Annotated in this window: 14 protein-coding genes; 8 read left to right on the plus strand and 6 right to left on the minus strand. The window is 71.9% G+C overall.

Annotated elements, in window-relative coordinates:
• Positions 1-55 precede the first annotated feature (55 nt).
• Positions 56-253, minus strand: a complete 198-nt coding sequence (locus ACFYM2_RS11065; protein WP_358997433.1) for a hypothetical protein — start codon at positions 251-253, stop codon at positions 56-58.
• Positions 254-323: 70 nt separating this feature from the next.
• Positions 324-1,277 (minus strand): LLM class F420-dependent oxidoreductase, encoded by a 954-nt coding sequence (locus tag ACFYM2_RS11070; protein ID WP_388835256.1) that lies wholly within the window; start codon positions 1,275-1,277, stop codon positions 324-326.
• A gap of 285 nt (positions 1,278-1,562) precedes the next feature.
• On the opposite strand from ACFYM2_RS11070, the gene ACFYM2_RS11075 reads away from it, so the two are divergent.
• The 5 genes from ACFYM2_RS11075 (at position 1,563) to ACFYM2_RS11095 (ending at position 9,333) form a co-directional block, all read left to right on the plus strand.
• Entirely contained in the window at positions 1,563-4,658 is a 3,096-nt protein-coding gene (locus ACFYM2_RS11075) for an FAD-binding and (Fe-S)-binding domain-containing protein (protein ID WP_388835259.1), read from the plus strand.
• Positions 4,659-4,758: 100 nt separating this feature from the next.
• Complete coding sequence (locus ACFYM2_RS11080; RefSeq protein WP_358997427.1) at positions 4,759-6,570, plus strand: thiamine pyrophosphate-requiring protein; 1,812 nt, start codon at positions 4,759-4,761, stop codon at positions 6,568-6,570.
• Positions 6,567-7,694 carry an enolase C-terminal domain-like protein gene (locus ACFYM2_RS11085; RefSeq protein WP_388835263.1) on the plus strand — a complete coding sequence of 376 codons (1,128 nt, stop codon included), beginning with the start codon at positions 6,567-6,569 and terminating at the stop codon, positions 7,692-7,694. Before ACFYM2_RS11080 ends, ACFYM2_RS11085 begins: the two co-directional genes overlap by 4 nt.
• A 49-nt stretch (positions 7,695-7,743) precedes the next feature.
• Positions 7,744-8,754, plus strand: a complete 1,011-nt coding sequence (locus ACFYM2_RS11090) for an SDR family oxidoreductase (protein ID WP_388835266.1) — start codon at positions 7,744-7,746, stop codon at positions 8,752-8,754.
• A 45-nt stretch (positions 8,755-8,799) separates the two neighbouring features.
• The gene (locus ACFYM2_RS11095; protein WP_388459710.1) at positions 8,800-9,333 is read left to right on the plus strand and encodes a type 1 glutamine amidotransferase domain-containing protein; all 534 of its coding nucleotides are present in this window, start codon (positions 8,800-8,802) and stop codon (positions 9,331-9,333) included.
• Positions 9,334-9,552: 219 nt separating this feature from the next.
• On the opposite strand, the gene ACFYM2_RS11100 is transcribed toward ACFYM2_RS11095, so the two are convergent.
• A complete protein-coding gene (locus ACFYM2_RS11100) occupies positions 9,553-10,089 on the minus strand; it encodes an ATP-binding protein (RefSeq protein WP_358997416.1) in 537 nt (178 codons plus the stop codon).
• A gap of 412 nt (positions 10,090-10,501) precedes the next feature.
• On the opposite strand from ACFYM2_RS11100, the gene ACFYM2_RS11105 reads away from it, so the two are divergent.
• Entirely contained in the window at positions 10,502-11,224 is a 723-nt protein-coding gene (locus ACFYM2_RS11105; protein ID WP_388835269.1) for a VOC family protein, read from the plus strand.
• A 96-nt stretch (positions 11,225-11,320) separates the two neighbouring features.
• Positions 11,321-12,193, plus strand: a complete 873-nt coding sequence (locus ACFYM2_RS11110; protein WP_388835273.1) for a class II glutamine amidotransferase — start codon at positions 11,321-11,323, stop codon at positions 12,191-12,193.
• Between the two features lie 29 nt (positions 12,194-12,222).
• On the opposite strand, the gene ACFYM2_RS11115 is transcribed toward ACFYM2_RS11110, so the two are convergent.
• On the minus strand, positions 12,223-12,453 hold the full coding sequence (locus ACFYM2_RS11115) for a DUF6479 family protein (protein ID WP_358997409.1): 231 nt from the start codon (positions 12,451-12,453) through the stop codon (positions 12,223-12,225).
• Between the two features lie 170 nt (positions 12,454-12,623).
• Between ACFYM2_RS11115 and ACFYM2_RS11120 the strand changes: the two genes are divergently transcribed.
• Positions 12,624-12,806 (plus strand): DUF6381 family protein, encoded by a 183-nt coding sequence (locus ACFYM2_RS11120; protein ID WP_358997406.1) that lies wholly within the window; start codon positions 12,624-12,626, stop codon positions 12,804-12,806.
• A gap of 105 nt (positions 12,807-12,911) precedes the next feature.
• Here the strand turns inward: ACFYM2_RS11120 and ACFYM2_RS11125 are convergent, their stop codons facing one another.
• Positions 12,912-14,660, minus strand: coding sequence for a complex I subunit 5 family protein (locus ACFYM2_RS11125; RefSeq protein ID WP_388835275.1), 1,749 nt, complete (start codon positions 14,658-14,660; stop codon positions 12,912-12,914).
• Positions 14,657-15,004 (minus strand): sodium:proton antiporter, encoded by a 348-nt coding sequence (locus tag ACFYM2_RS11130; RefSeq protein WP_388835278.1) that lies wholly within the window; start codon positions 15,002-15,004, stop codon positions 14,657-14,659. Before ACFYM2_RS11130 ends, ACFYM2_RS11125 begins: the two co-directional genes overlap by 4 nt.
• Positions 15,005-15,008: the final 4 nt, after the last annotated feature.

Consider the following 15,008-nt stretch of genomic DNA (forward strand, 5'->3'; position numbering starts at 1 on the left):
GCCTGCCGAGGACCAGAGCCCCGGCAGGCGTCCTTTCGCGGTGCGGCGCCGCGCCTCAGCGGTCGGACGCCTCTTCCTGCGCGTGCTCGTTCGGCGTCAGCGCGTCCCCCGCCTCGCCGTCGTGGGCGTCCTTGCGTCCCGCCTCCTTGGGGTCACGCGTCTGCGCGTCCTCGAACTCCTTGAGGACTTCGCCGATCGCGCTGTCGGGGTGGGACGGGGCGGAGCCGGTGTCGTGCTGGTGCGGGCGGGTCATGTCACTCCCGTGGTCGGTGCGTCGCTGTCCTTGTGCGTCCTTGTGCGGGCCGCGTCGCTTCTGGTCCCGCTCAGCCGAGCCGGGGCAGCACCTTGGTGCGGTAGAAGTCGAAGAAGCCCTGCTGGTCCTTGCCGATCTGGTTGATGTAGACGGTGTCGAACCCGGCATCCACATACCCCTTGACCGCCGCGACATGAGCGTCCGGATCAGGTCCGCATGTGACGTTCTCGCGTACGCGGTCGGTGGTGACGAGTTCGGATGCCTGCTCGAAGTGGGCCGGGGTGGGCAGGATCTGGGCCAGCTCGCCCGGCAGCTGCTCGTTGGGCCACAGGCGGTGCGCGGTGCGCAGCGCCTCCTCCTCGTCGGTGCTCCAGCAGACCTTGAGCCCGGCCATCACCGGTTTGCTGCCGCCCCCGCTGCGCCGGAAGCGCTCGATGGCGGAGGCGTCGGGCGCCATCGTGATGAAACCGTCCCCGATCCGTCCCGCAACCTCGGCGGCGAGCGGCCCGAAGGCGGACACGTCGATGGGAACGGGCTCGTCGGGCACGGTGTAGAGCCGCGCGTTCTCCACCGTGTAGTGCTTGCCGTGGTGGCTGACCTGCTCGCCGGTGAAGAGCTGACGCATCACCCGGACGGCTTCCTCCATCATCTCCAGGCGGACGGCGGCCTCCGGCCAGGGGTCGCCCAGGATGTGCTCGTTCAGGGCCTCCCCGCTGCCGATCCCGAGCCGGAAGCGCCCTCCCAGCTGTACGGCGCTCGTGGCCGCGGCCTGGGCGACGACGGCGGGGTGCATCCGGACGATGGGGCACGTCACGGCGGTCTCCACCGGGAGGGAGACCGCCTGGGACAGCGCACCGATCACCGACCAGACGAACGGGCTCTGCCCCTGTTCGCCGTTCCACGGGTGGTAGTGGTCGGAGATCCACAGCGAGGTGAACCCGGCCTGCTCCGCCATTCGGGCCTGCTCCACCAGCTCGGCGGGCGTGTGTTCCTCGCTGGACAGGAAGTAGCCGTATTCCGTCATGGGGACTCCTCACGGGTGCGGGACGCGACGCGTCCCTCTCCGGGTGGCCGAAGTGGGCCCGGGAAAACCGTCCCGGGGCCGCGAGTTCGTCCGGCACTGGGGACCCCGTCCCCTGCCACCCTAGGCGGGGCGCCGGGCCCCCGCACGCGCGAGCGGCGGCGGCCGGCCGAGTGGCGGGGGCGACCGGCGTCCGGTAGCCGTAGGGAGGGTGTGGGCACCCCGCTCACGGGTACTCGCCGGGCGCGGGGGGAGCGACGGCCGAAGACGAGGACTGGAGTGATGCACATGCCCGACAGCCCCGCTTCGGCCGGCCGTGAACTGGACGCGCGAGGAGAGGACGCGGAGCTGGACGGCGCGGGTCTTGAGCGGGCTCTGCGTGAGCGGGTCGACGGCGAGGTGCGGTTCGACGCGGGCAGTCGTGGCGCCTACAGCACCGACGGCTCCAACTACCGCCAGGTCCCGATCGGCGTGGTCGTGCCCCGCTCGGTGGACGCCGCCGTCGAGGCGGTGGCGGTGTGCGCGGAGTTCGGCGCTCCCGTCCTGTCGCGCGGCGGCGGCACGAGCCTGGCAGGGCAGTGCACCAATACGGCGGTCGTCATCGACTGGACCAAGTACTGCGACGCCTTGGTCTCGGTCGACCCCGACCGGCGCACCTGCGTGGTGGAACCCGGCCTCGTCCTGGACGAACTCAACCGTCAACTAGCGCCCCACAAGCTGAAGTTCGGCCCCAAACCCTCCACCCACACCCACTGCGCGCTCGGCGGGATGATCGGGAACAACTCCTGCGGCGCGTCCGCGCAGGCGTACGGCAAGACCGTCGACAACGTACGCCGGCTCGAAGTGCTCACCTATGACGGCACCCGGATGTGGGTCGGCCCCACCACGGCCGAGGAGTTCGAGGCCATCGTCGCCGAGGGCGGCCGTCGTGCGGAGATCTACCAGGGGCTCAAGGACCTCATCGACCGCAACCTGGCGGAGGTCAGGCGCGGCTACCCCAAGATCCCCCGCCGGGTCTCCGGCTACAACCTGGACTCGCTGCTGCCGGAGAACGACTTCGACCTGGCCCGCGCCCTGGTCGGCAGCGAGGGCACGCTCGTGACGGTGCTGCGCGCCGAGCTCGATCTCGTACCCGTGCCGCCGTGCGACGCGATCCTCGTGCTCGGCTACAGCGACATCTGCGCCGCCGCCGACGACGTGCCGCGTCTGCTCGAACACAGCTCGCCTTCCCAACTGGAGGCGCTCGACGGGCGGATGGCGCAGCTCATGCGCGAGGAGCACGCCTACCTCGAATCCCTGGAGAGCTTCCCCGAGGGCGAGAGCTGGCTGCTGGTGCAGTTCACCGGCGACAGCCAGGACGAGGTGGACGGCCAGGCCCATGACCTGTTGCGGGCGCTCGGGCGGGACGAGAAGGACGCCTCGGTGGCGTTCTCCGACGACACCACGCGCGAGCAGGAGATGCTGAAGGCCCGCGAGGCCGGGCTCGGTGTGACCGCGCGGCCGCCGGACGAGCGGGAGACCTGGGAGGGCTGGGAGGACTCGGCGGTGCCGCCCGAGCGCCTGGGCGACTATCTGCGCGAACTCAGGAAGCTGTTCGAGGAGTTCGACTACGACCACCCGTCGCTGTACGGGCACTTCGGCCAGGGCTGTGTGCACACCCGCATCCCGTTCGGCCTGAAGACCGCCGAAGGGGTGGCCGCCTTCCGTCAATTCCTCTTCCGCGCGGCCGACTTGGTGGCCTCCTTCGGTGGTTCGCTGTCGGGTGAGCACGGCGACGGGCAGGGCCGGGGGGAGCTGCTGGTCCGGATGTTCGGTGAACCGCTGGTGGCGGCCTTCGGCGAGATGAAGGCCCTGTTCGATCCCACCGGGCGGATGAACCCGGGCAAAATCGTGAGCCCGTACCGCACGGACGAGAACCTGCGGCTCGGCCCGCGCTGGCGGCCACGGGAACTCGACACGCACTTCGCCTTCCCCGACGACAACGGCTCCTTCAACCGGGCGGTCCTGCGCTGCGTGGGGATCGGCAACTGCCGCACCCACTCCGGCGGCGTCATGTGTCCCTCCTACCGGGCCACCGGCGAGGAGGAGCACTCCACACGCGGCCGCGCGCGGCTGCTGTTCGAGATGCTGGACGGCCACGCCGACTCGGCGGTGACCGACGGCTGGCGCTCCACCGCCGTCAACGACGCGCTCGATCTGTGCCTGGCCTGCAAGGGCTGCAAGTCCGACTGCCCGACCGGCGTCGACATGGCCACCTACAAGGCCGAATTCCTCGCCCACCACTACGCCGGCCGGCCGCGCCCTGCCGCCCACTACACGATGGGCTGGCTGCCCGTGTGGGCCCGCCTGACCCGGCTCGCGCCCCGCGTCGTCAACGCCCTCGCGCACGCGCCGCTCCTCGCCCCGCTCGGCAAACGGCTCGCGGGTGTGGCGCCCGAGCGCGAGGCGCCCGCGTTCGCCGAGGAGTCGTTCCTTCAGTGGTGGACCGCGCGCGGCCTGCCCGAACCAGACCCGGCCGACGAACGCACCGTGGTCCTGTGGCCCGACACGTTCTCCACCTACTTCCACCCCGACGTCGCCAAGTCGGCGGTACGGGTCCTGGAGAGCGCCGGGTTCCACGTCGCCGTCCCCACCAAGGCCGTGTGCTGCGGGCTCACCTGGATCTCCACCGGGCAGCTCGGCGCCGCTCGCCGCGTACTGCACCGCACCCTCGACGTCCTGCGGCCCTGGACCGAGGCGGGCACGCCGATCATCGGCCTCGAACCGTCCTGCACCGCCGTCTTCCGCGCCGACGCGCCGGAACTGATGCCGGACGACCAGGACGTACGGCGTCTGGCCGAGCAGTTCAAGACCTTCGCCGAATTCCTGCTCCAGCGAGCCCCTGAGGACTGGCGGCCCCCCGCCCTCGCCCGGACCGCTCTGGTACAGACCCACTGCCACCAGCACGCCGTCCTCAAGGACGACGCCGACCGTGAGCTGATGCGCCGCATGGGCCTGGACGCGGACGTCCTGGACGAGGGCTGCTGCGGCCTCGCCGGCAACTTCGGCTTCGAGCAGGGGCATTACGACGTGTCCATGAAGATCGGCGAGCTGGGCGTCCTGCCCGCCGTCCGAGGCGCCGCCCCCAGCACCCTGGTCGTCGCCGACGGATTCAGCTGCCGCACCCAGATCGAGCAGGGCAACACCGGGCGCCGCGCGCTGCACCTGGCCGAGGCGCTGGCTCTCGGCCTCGACGGACCGCTGCCCGCCGACCACCCCGAGAAGCTGGCCGCCCGCCCCGAGCCGTCGGCCAGGGACGCACGGCTCGCCACCGCGTCGGCGGGCCTCGCCCTCGGCGCCGGCGCGGCCGCCCTCTACACCTGGACCCGCCGACGCCGCAGGTGACCTGTGCGGCCAACTCCCGTGTGGCCAACTCCCTTGCCATTACGCCCATTTGCCCCCACACCCCCAGCACCCAGTGAACGAACAGCGAAAGGCAGCCCCCGTGTCGATCAAAGTCTCCGACTACGTCCTGAAGCGACTGAGCGAGTGGGACGTCGAGCACGTCTTCGCCTACCCCGGTGACGGCATCAACGGCCTGCTCGCCGCCTGGGGGCGCGCCGAGAACAAGCCCCAGTTCATCCAGGCGCGGCACGAGGAGATGGCCGCCTTCGAAGCGGTCGGCTACGCCAAGTTCTCCGGCAAGGTCGGCGTGTGCGCCGCCACCTCGGGGCCGGGCGCCATCCACCTGCTCAACGGCCTCTACGACGCCAAACTCGACCATGTGCCCGTCGTCGCGATCGTCGGCCAGACCAACCGCAGCGCCATGGGCGGCTCCTACCAGCAGGAAGTCGACCTGCTGAGCCTCTACAAGGACGTGGCAAGCGCCTACTGCGAGATGGTCACGGTCCCCGAGCAGCTGCCCAACGTCATCGACCGCGCGATGCGCGTCGCCCGCGCCCAGCGCACGGTGACCGCCGTCATCATCCCCGCCGACGTGCAGGAACTCGACTACTCCCCGCCCCAGCACGCCTTCAAGATGGTGCCCTCCAGCCTCGGCATGGCCTCCTACGCCCCCGTCCCGGCGGACGAGGACATCACCAGGGCCGCCGAGGTCCTGAACGCCGGTGAGAAGGTCGCCATCCTCATCGGCCAGGGCGCCCGCAATGCCCGCGTCGAGGTGGAGCAGATCGCCGACGTCCTGGGCGCCGGCGTCGCCAAGGCCCTGCTCGGCAAGGACGCGCTGCCCGACGACCTGCCGTATGTGACCGGCTCCATCGGCCTGCTCGGCACCCGGCCGAGCTACGAGATGATGCAGGACTGCGACACCCTGCTCGTCATCGGATCGAGCTTCCCCTACACCCAGTTCATGCCCGAACTCGACCAGGCCCGCGCGGTGCAGATCGACATCGACCCCCAGATGATCGGCCTGCGCTACCCCTTCGAGGTCAACCTCGTCGGCGACTCCGCCGGCACCCTCAGGCGCCTCATCCCGCTCCTCAAGCGCAAGAAGCACGACAAGTGGCGCAAGAAGATCGAGAAGGACACCGCCCGCTGGTGGGAGGTGATGGAGCGGCGCGCCGCGGTCGACGCCGATCCCATCAACCCCGAATACGTGGTGCACGCCCTCGACGCCCTGCTCCCCGACAACGTGATCCTGGCCGCCGACTCCGGCTCCGCCGCCAACTGGTACGCCCGCCACCTGCGGATGCGCGGCGCCATGCGGGGCTCGCTCTCGGGCACCCTGGCCACCATGGGACCGGGCGTGCCGTATGTGATCGGCGCCAAGTTCGCCCACCCCGACCGCCCGGCCATCGCCATCGTGGGCGACGGAGCCATGCAGATGAACGGGCTCGCCGAGCTGATCACGGCCGGCAAGTACTGGCAGGAGTGGAGCAACCACACCCTGGTCATCGCGGTCCTCAACAACCAGGACCTCAACCAGGTCACCTGGGAGATGCGCGCCATGTCGGGCGCCCCGCAATTCCTGCCGTCCCAGTCCCTGCCCGACGTCGCCTACGCCGACTTCGCGCGCTCCATCGGCCTCGGCGGCGTCCGCGTGGAGAAGCCGGACGAGGTCGAAGGGGCGTGGCGTCAGGCGCTCGCCGCCGACCGCCCCTTCGTCATCGACTTCCGCACCGACCCGGCCGTGCCGCCGATCCCGCCGCACGCCTCGCTCGACCAGATCGAGGCGGCGGCCGCCTCCGTCCTCAAGGGCGACAGCGACCGCGCCGGGATGATCCGCCAGGGCCTCAAGGCCAAGGTCCAGGAAATGCTCCCCGGCACCCGCCACCGCCACCCGGACGGCGACGAGTGACCCCATCCGCACCGGCCGGTGCGGCCCCCTCGGTCGACGCGATCGAGGCGGCCGCCTACACGCTGGCCACCGACGCGCCGGAGGGCGACGGAACCCTGGCGTGGGACAGGACCACCCTGGTCGTGGTCCACGCCCGCTCCGGCGCCACCACCGGGTTCGGCTACACCTACGGGGCGCCGGAGACCGCGGCGTACGTCCGCGGCCATCTGGCGTCCGTGGTCACCGGCCGCCCCGCCTGGGACGTGCCGGGCCTGAACGAGGCGATGACCCGGGCGGTGCGCAACGACGGCCGCCCGGGTCTGGTCGCCGGCGCGATCTCCGCCGTGGACATCGCGCTGTGGGACCTCAAGGCCCGCCTGCTCGGCCTCCCGCTGGCGCACCTGCTCGGCCCGGCCGTCCCCCACGTCCCGGTGTACGGGAGCGGCGGCTTCACCACGTACGACGACCGGCAACAGGAACGCCAGCTGCGCCACTGGGCCGAGGACCAGGGCATTCCCCGCGTCAAGATCAAGATCGGGGAGTCCTGGGGCAGCGCCGGGCACCGCGACCGCGAGCGGATCGCCAAGGCGCGCGCGGCCATCGGCGACGCCACCGAGCTGTACGTCGACGCCAACGGCGCCTACACCGTCAAACAGGCCGTCCGGATGGCCCGCTTCCTCGACGATCACGGCGTCACCTGGTTCGAGGAGCCCGTCCCGTCCGACGACCTCGACGGCCTCGCCCGGGTCAGGGCAGGCACCGTCGTGGACGTGGCGGCCGGTGAATACGGCTACACCCTCGCCTACTTCGGGCACATGCTGCGGGCCGGCGCGGTGGACTGCCTCCAGGCGGACGCCACGCGCTGCGGCGGCCTCACCGTCTGGCTGCGGGCCGCCGCGCTCGCCGAGGCCTTCGGCCTGGAGATCTCCGGTCACTGCGCCCCGCACGCGCACGCCGCGGCCGCCCGCGCCGTACCCAACCTGCGCCACCTGGAGTGGTTCCACGACCACGTCCGCATCGAATCCCTGTGGTTCGACGGGGCGTTGGACCCCCAGGGCGGTCGCCTCACCCCCGGGGCCGACGGCGCCCCGGGCCACGGACTGACCTTCAAGACCGCCGACGCCGAGCCGCACCGCTCCGGCTGACCGGGCGGCCCGAGCCGCACGACCGCCGCCGCGTCCCGAAAGGAATGCCATGCCCCAGACCGTCGTCATCACCGGAGCGAGCGCCGGCATCGGCCGCGCCACCGCCCGGATGTTCGCCGAGCGCGGCGCGCAGATCGCCCTGCTGGCCCGTGGCGAGGCCGGGCTCGAAGCGGCCGCGGCGGAAGTCGAGGAGCTCGGCGGGCGCGCCCTCGCGCTCCCCGTGGACGTCGCGGACGCCGACCAGGTCGAGAAGGCCGCCGAAGACGCCGAAGCGGCCTTCGGACCGATCGACGTGTGGGTGAATGTCGCCTTCACCTCGGTGTTCGCGCCTTTCGACGAGATCTCCGCCGACGAGTTCCGGCGGGTGACCGAGGTGACCTACCTCGGGTTCGTGCACGGCACGCAGACCGCGCTCTCGCGCATGGTTCCCCGTGACCGGGGAACGATCGTGCAGGTCGGCTCCGCGCTGGGGGAGCGCTCCATCCCGTTGCAGTCCGCCTACTGCGGGGCCAAGCACGCCGTGAACGGGTTCACCTCGTCCGTGCGTACCGAACTCCTCCACAACAAGAGCCGGGTACGGATCACGGTCGTCCAGATGCCCGCGGTCAACACGCCCCAGTTCTCCTGGGTACGGTCGCGCCTTTCGGGGCATCCGCAGCCCGTGGCGCCCATCTATCAGCCGGAGGTCGCCGCGCGGGCCGTGGTGTTCGCCGCCGACCACCCCGGCCGCAAGCAGTACTACGTCGGCGCCTCCACGGTCGCCACCGTCTGGGCCAACCGCTTCGTGCCCGCGCTGCTCGACCGCTATCTGGCCCGGACCGGATACGACTCGCAGCAGCGCAAGGACCTGAAGCCGGAGACCTCGCGGGGCAATCTGTGGCAGCCCCTCGACAAGGCGCCGGGCGACGACCACGGCGCCCACGGCATCTTCGACGACCGGTCCCACGCCCGTTCGTACCAGGTCATGACGGCCCAGCACCCCGTCCTGAGCCTGGGCGGGGCCCTGGGCGCGCTGGCCGCCGCCGGATGGGCGGTGCGCCGGTACCGCGACAGGACATGAACCCCACCGCGATCCGCGCGGTGAACTCAGAAAAGGAGCGACACCATGAAGGTGGCATTTCTCGTGGCCACGGAAGGCATCGAGCAGGTCGAGCTGACCGAACCGTGGAAGGCCGTGAAGGAGGCGGGCCACACACCGGAGCTGGTCTCCACCGACTCCGGTCACGTCCAGGCCTTCAACCACCTGGACAAGGCCGACACCTTCCCGGTGGACCGGACGGTGAGCCAGGCACGGCCGGACGACTACGACGCCCTGGTACTGCCCGGCGGCGTGGCCAACCCCGACGCGCTGCGCATGGACGAGGACGCCGTCGCCTTCGCCAAGGGCTTCTTCGACCAGGGCAAGCCGGTGGCGGCCATCTGTCACGCACCGTGGACGCTCGTCGAGGCGGACGTGCTGCGCGGCCGCACCCTCACCTCGTGGCCCAGCCTGCGCACCGACATCACCAACGCCGGCGGCACCTGGGTCGATGAGCAGGTCAAGGTCTGCACGTCGAGCCCGAGCACCCTCATCACCAGCCGCAAGCCGGACGACCTGAAGGCGTTCTGCGAGACCCTGGTCGACCAACTCGCGTCCTGAGGCGCCTGGTTGGGCGGCGCCGTCCGCAGGGGGAAGGCATCCCGCCGAGCGCGGGACGCCTTCCCCCCGCGCGCGTGTTCCCCGCACGAAGGTGGACCCGTGGAAGAGCGGAGGTTTCCTCCGCCCGCCCCGTGGTAGTCCGCCTGTACGTTCCTCGCGTACGGAGGAACGCAGGCGCCGGACGGGTTGGGACCATCAGCCGCCGGCGCCGCCCGCTTCTCAGGCGTCACTGAGGCACCACTGGTCGGAGAGCGACGGCCGCGCCGGGGCCCGGGGCTCCCGGGGCGGCAGCTCGGCGACGCTCACGGTGGTGCTCAGGACCGGCGTCGGCGGCAGGGCGCGCAGCGGGCGCAGCGCCTGCGGCTGGGCGGTGAGCGTGAACCACACGACTTTGCCGCCGGCGGTGGGGTGCGTGCCCCAGCTGTCGCTGAGGTGGGCGACCAGGGCGAGGCCGCGGCCGCGCTCGGCGAAGGGCTGGGGCCCGTGCAGGCGTGGCAGACGCGGGTCGCTGTCGGCCACGGACGCCGCGAACTGCCCACGGGCCCACCGCAGTTCAAGGACGCAGGGCTGATCGCCCGGGGTATGGCGGTGGACGTTGGTGAGCAGTTCGCACACGCCCAGACTGACGGGCTGGATGATGTTCTCCAATCGCCAGTGGCGCAGATGAGCGGCGACGATGCGCCGGATCTGCGGTATGCGCTCCGGCGTCGCGTGCAGGCTCAAGGTGTACTGGCGGGGACTGTCGTTGCTTACCACTACGGCTCCCTTGTCGGCGGGAGCGGCTCGCCGGCCACTCCCGCGTCCGCAACCACGCAAGGGCTACTAAAAGTAGCCAGGTGAGCACAGCGCGGATGCCTCCAGCATGACCCGTACGGCGGCATCCGCAACACGAGACCCGTTGGGCCCGCGCGGGTCATGGGTTGGTGAAGGACCGATCAGTGCCGCGCCGCGCGAACAACGCCGGACGGCGCCGAAGGGCCTTGGATGCTTGTCGGCTCCGCGCGGCCGACAAGCATCCAAGGCGCTTCGGCGCGATAGTGGGAAAGACCATGAGCGGTGTGTCGCACACCTGGAAGCGAGGCCCTTCTTGACGCCCCCATCAACAGACTCCACGGCCCGACTCGGCTCCGGCGCGCCGGTGTTCGGGGCGCCGTGCTGGGTGAGCCTGATGGCGCGGGACCTGAGTGCCGCGCTCGATTTCTACGGCACGGTCTTCGGCTGGACGTTCCGCTCGGGGGCGCTGGGTGAGCAGTTCCGTATCGCCTCGTCGGGCGGGGTGCCGGTGGCGGGGATCGGCGCGCTGGCCCCCGCGCTCCAGGTCGCGGTGGCCTGGACGCCGTACTTCGCGGTGGAGGACGCCGATGTGACCGCGTCCCGGATCCGTGAGCGCGGGGGCACGGTGGCGGTGGGCCCGGTCGCGTTGCACACCGGGCGCGGGGCGCTGGCGGCGGACCGGGACGGTGCGGTGTTCGGGCTGTGGCAGGGGCCGCTCGTGTCGCAGTGGGAGACGTGGCGCGACACGGCGCCGGCCTGGCCGCGGTTGCAGACCAGGGACGCCTTCGACGCGGCGATCTTCTACGGGGAGGTCCTGGACTGGGCGTGCGAGCGGCCGGGCTGCTGCGATGTGCGCTACGAGCACGACGAGGTCGTCCTGCGCCACGGCGGGCATGTGGTGGCACGGCTGACGTCGGGGGCGGTCGAGGCCGCACCCGATCCGAGCCTGCGCCCGCACTGGCACACCCACTTCACCGTCAAGGACCCCGGCGCCCATGCCGACACGGCCCGTCGGCACGGTGCGACGATCCTCGCCGAGGGCATCTCACCCGCCGGCCCCTGGGTCCGCCTGAGCGACCCCGACGGGGCCACCTTCACCCTCAGCACCCCCAGCTAGAGCCGCCGGGCCCGCGCGCGTTGCGCTCGGCGGCCCCTGCGGGCACGATGCCCGCACGGGGCCGGTCCCGGCCGCGCGAGCGGAGGTGGCGTCAGCATGTGTCGTCTGTTCGGACTGAGCAGCGCCCCGCGCCGCAGCCACGCCACCTTCTGGCTGCTCGACGCCCCCGACAGCCTCTCGGTCCAGAGCCACCGCGACCCGGACGGCACGGGGCTCGGCTACTTCGACGCCGACGGCGCGCCCCAGGTCCGCAAGGCACCGGACGCGGCGTACCAGGACCGGGACTTCGCCCGTGAGGCGCGGGAAATCTGTTCGGCGACCTTCCTCGCCCACATCCGCCTCGCCTCGACCGGCGACCTGAGCGAGGCCAACACCCACCCCTTCGAGCAGGAGGGGCGTCTCTTCGCGCACAACGGGGTGATCGAAGACCTGCCCGCCCTTGAGGCGCGGCTCGGCCCCGATCTGTCCCTGGTGCGCGGTCAGACGGACTCCGAGCGGTTCTTCGCGCTCATCACACGGGAGATCCGGGACGCCGGGGGAGACATCGGCCTCGGCATCGAGCGCGCCGCGCGCTGGGCCGCGGCCCAACTGCCGGTGTACTCCCTCAACTTCGTCCTAGCGACCGTGGACGAGCTGTGGGCCCTGCGCTACCCCGCCACGCACGAGCTGTACGTACTGGAGCGTGAGCCGGGCGGCCCGCACGGGGTCCGGCACCTGGACCACAGTGGCAGCGGTGGCCGTCTGCGCGTGCAGTCCGGGGACCTGGCCGACGCCCCGGCGTGTGTCGTCGCCAGCGAGCCCATGGACGAGCATCCCAGCTGGCGCCTGATGGAACCCGGCGAACTGCTGCGAGTCACCTCCGAGGGGCGGACCGAGACGCGGCTGGTCGTACCGGACCCGCCGGCGAGGCCCCTGCGGCTGAGTGACCTCTCCGACCGGGCGGCCCATTCCCAGCGGGCCGGCGGATGAGCGGGCCGGCGGACGCCGCGCGGCCGGGCCTACGGACGGCTCGGCGGATCTGAACGCTCCGGCGCCTGCGCGGAATCGGGGGTGTCCCAGGACTCCGAGCGGGGCTGCGGCTCCTGCGGAGGCGTCGGCTTGCGCGCCGCGCGCCGGCTGCCGAACCAGAACGTGCCCAGAAGGACGGCGACGATGACGACGCCCACACCGGTGAACAGCCAGGACGTCGAACCGGAAGCCAGGATCTGTGAGGAAGCGAAGGTGGTCATGGCGAGCGCTTACCCGCGATCAAGGCGTCATGACAGGCGGGCGGAAAATTACTCGAATGGCTGCGCTCTGCCCCGAAATGTAACAATGTGTGACTGTTCGGGATGCGGGGCGGGCGGGGCGCTGTTTGGCTGGGCACAGCTGTACCACCCACCCGAGTCCAGGAGTGATCATGAGCGTCGCAGACGAGTTCGGTGCCCGCGCCCGCCAGATGCGGCAGAAGGCCGATGAGCTGGAACAGGCCGCGGAGCGCGCCACCGAGCCGGAGGAGCGCCAACGTCTGAAGGAGAAGGCGCGGCACCTCAAGGAGCAGAGCCGGATGGCGTCCGAGGGGCGTGGCATCGACCCCATGTGACCCGGGCGTGATCAGGCCCCGCGTCATGACGGCCCCTCCCGCGCACCCAGAGCGCGTGAGGGGCCGTCGTGCGTGCGTTGCGGGGGAGCGGCGCCAAGGGGCCGGTCAGCCGGTGAGGACGCCCGGCAGGGCCAGGCCGCCGAGCAGGGCGGTGCCCACGAGCAGCCAGGCCACGTAGTCACCGATGTGGCCGGAGTGCAGCCGGCGCAGGGGCGCCGTCCACGGGGACGGCTCACGGCGCGCGGGTCCGCGCACCGCCGCGCCCGCGAGGCCGAGGGCCAGCACGGCCGATGCGAGCCCGAGCAGGACGCCGGGCAGGGACCAGTGCGGCGTGTGGGGCGCACCCGCGTCGAAGGAACGGCCCACCGCCGAGGCCACACCCGGGACGAGCCCTGCGGCCAGCGCCCCCGCGAGCAGTACGGCGGGCACCGCGACCATCGTGGCCGGTACCAGGACGATCCGGCCCCGCGTCTCCGGCTCCTCACCCCCTCCGCCCGTCTCGTACCCCGGGTCGCCCAACGGCCGTGGCCCGAGCCCGAGGAACACCCGCGCCGTCACCCGCAGCACCGCGCCGCCGGTGAGCGCCGACACGGCCACGAACAGCACGGTGAACCCCGCGCCCCCCGCCTTCTCCGTGATCGATTTGCCGAGGCCCGTGCCGAAGGGCGGAAGCCCCGCGAGGGCCAGCGCGCCGACCGCGTACAGCACGGCGACCACCCGCAACTCCCGCGCGCGGCCGTGCAGTTCGTGCTCGTCCACGCTGCCGTAGCGGTCGAGCAGGATGCCGGTACAGGCGAACAGGGCCGCCTTCACGCCCGCGTGACCCAGGACGTACAGGGCCACCCCGACCGTCGCCTCCGGTTTCAGGAGGCCGACGCCGGCCAGGAAGAGGCCGGTGTGCGCGACCGTCGAGTACGCGAGGAGCCGTTTGATGTGCCGCTGCTGCCAGCACATCAGCGCGCCGACGAGGGCGGTGAGGACGCCGAGCACCACCAGGGCGCGTTCGGCGTCCGGGGCCGGAACGCCGCCCGGCCCCGCGAACACCGTCGCGTACACCCGCCACGTCCCGTACACGCCGAGCTCGACCATGACGCCGGAGAGCAGCATGCACACCGGTGTGGGCGCCACCGCGTGGGCGTCCGGCAGCCAGAAGTGGAACGGCAGCGCCGCCGCCTTGACCAGGAGCCCCGTCAGGACGAGCGCGAAGCCCGCGAGGACCAGCGCGTCAGGCCCTCCGCGTGCGTCCAGGTGCTGCCCGATCTGCCGCATGCCCAGCTCGCCGGTGCGCGCGTACAGCAGCACGATCCCGGTCAGCGTGGCGTACGCGCCAAGCGAGTTGAGCACCCCGAAGGTGAGCGCCCCCTGGACGGCCTTCGCCTCCTCGACGCGGTAGCCGGTCAGGGCGTACGCCACGACGCTCATCAGCTCGAAGAAGACGAAGGCGTTGAAGAGGTCGCCGGTGAGCGCGAAGCCGCACATGCCGGCCTGGAAGAGCAGCACCAGGGCGGGGAAGGAGCCCGCGTGGCGCTGCGGGGGCTCGTCGAAGTACCGCCAGGAGTAGACCAGGACGGAGACGACGAGGACGGAGACGAGGGCGGCGACGCCGGTGCCGGGCCCGTCGCCGACCAGGACGATGCCCACGCCCTCGCCGCCCTCGGGCCGCCAGCCGCCGACCCATTCGACGGCGCCGGCCGAGGAGTTGAGGAACAGCGCGGTGGCGAGCCCCGCCGTGGCGGCCGCGACGGCGCAGCCGGTCAGCTCGGCCGCGAGGCGCGGCAGGCGCCGCCCGGCCGCCACGAGCGCCGCCGCGCCGAGCAGGGGCAGCGCCACGACCAGGGGGAGCAGGTGGTTCATCCGCGCAGCTCCGACAGTTCGTCGGGATTCACCGTGCCGTGACGTTTGGCGACCTGTATCACCAGAGCCAGCAGCAGCGCGGTGACCGTGGCGCCCACCACGACATCGGTAAGGGCCAGGGCCTGCACGACGGGGTCCACCAGGGGCCGTGAGCTCGGTTCGATGTCGGAGAAGACGGCGGCCGTCCCGCCCTTGCGGTAGCCCGTGGCGAGCAGCAGCACATAGGTCGAGGACTGACACACCGTCAGGCAGCCCACGGCGTGCACCAGATGGCGGCTGGTGGCGAGCCCGTAGCACCCCACCAGGAAGATCCAGCCCGCGACGAGATACGGAACTGTGGACATCACT

This window comes from Streptomyces sp. NPDC006711 (assembly GCF_042869775.1).
Taxonomy (GTDB): Bacteria; Actinomycetota; Actinomycetes; order Streptomycetales; family Streptomycetaceae; genus Streptomyces.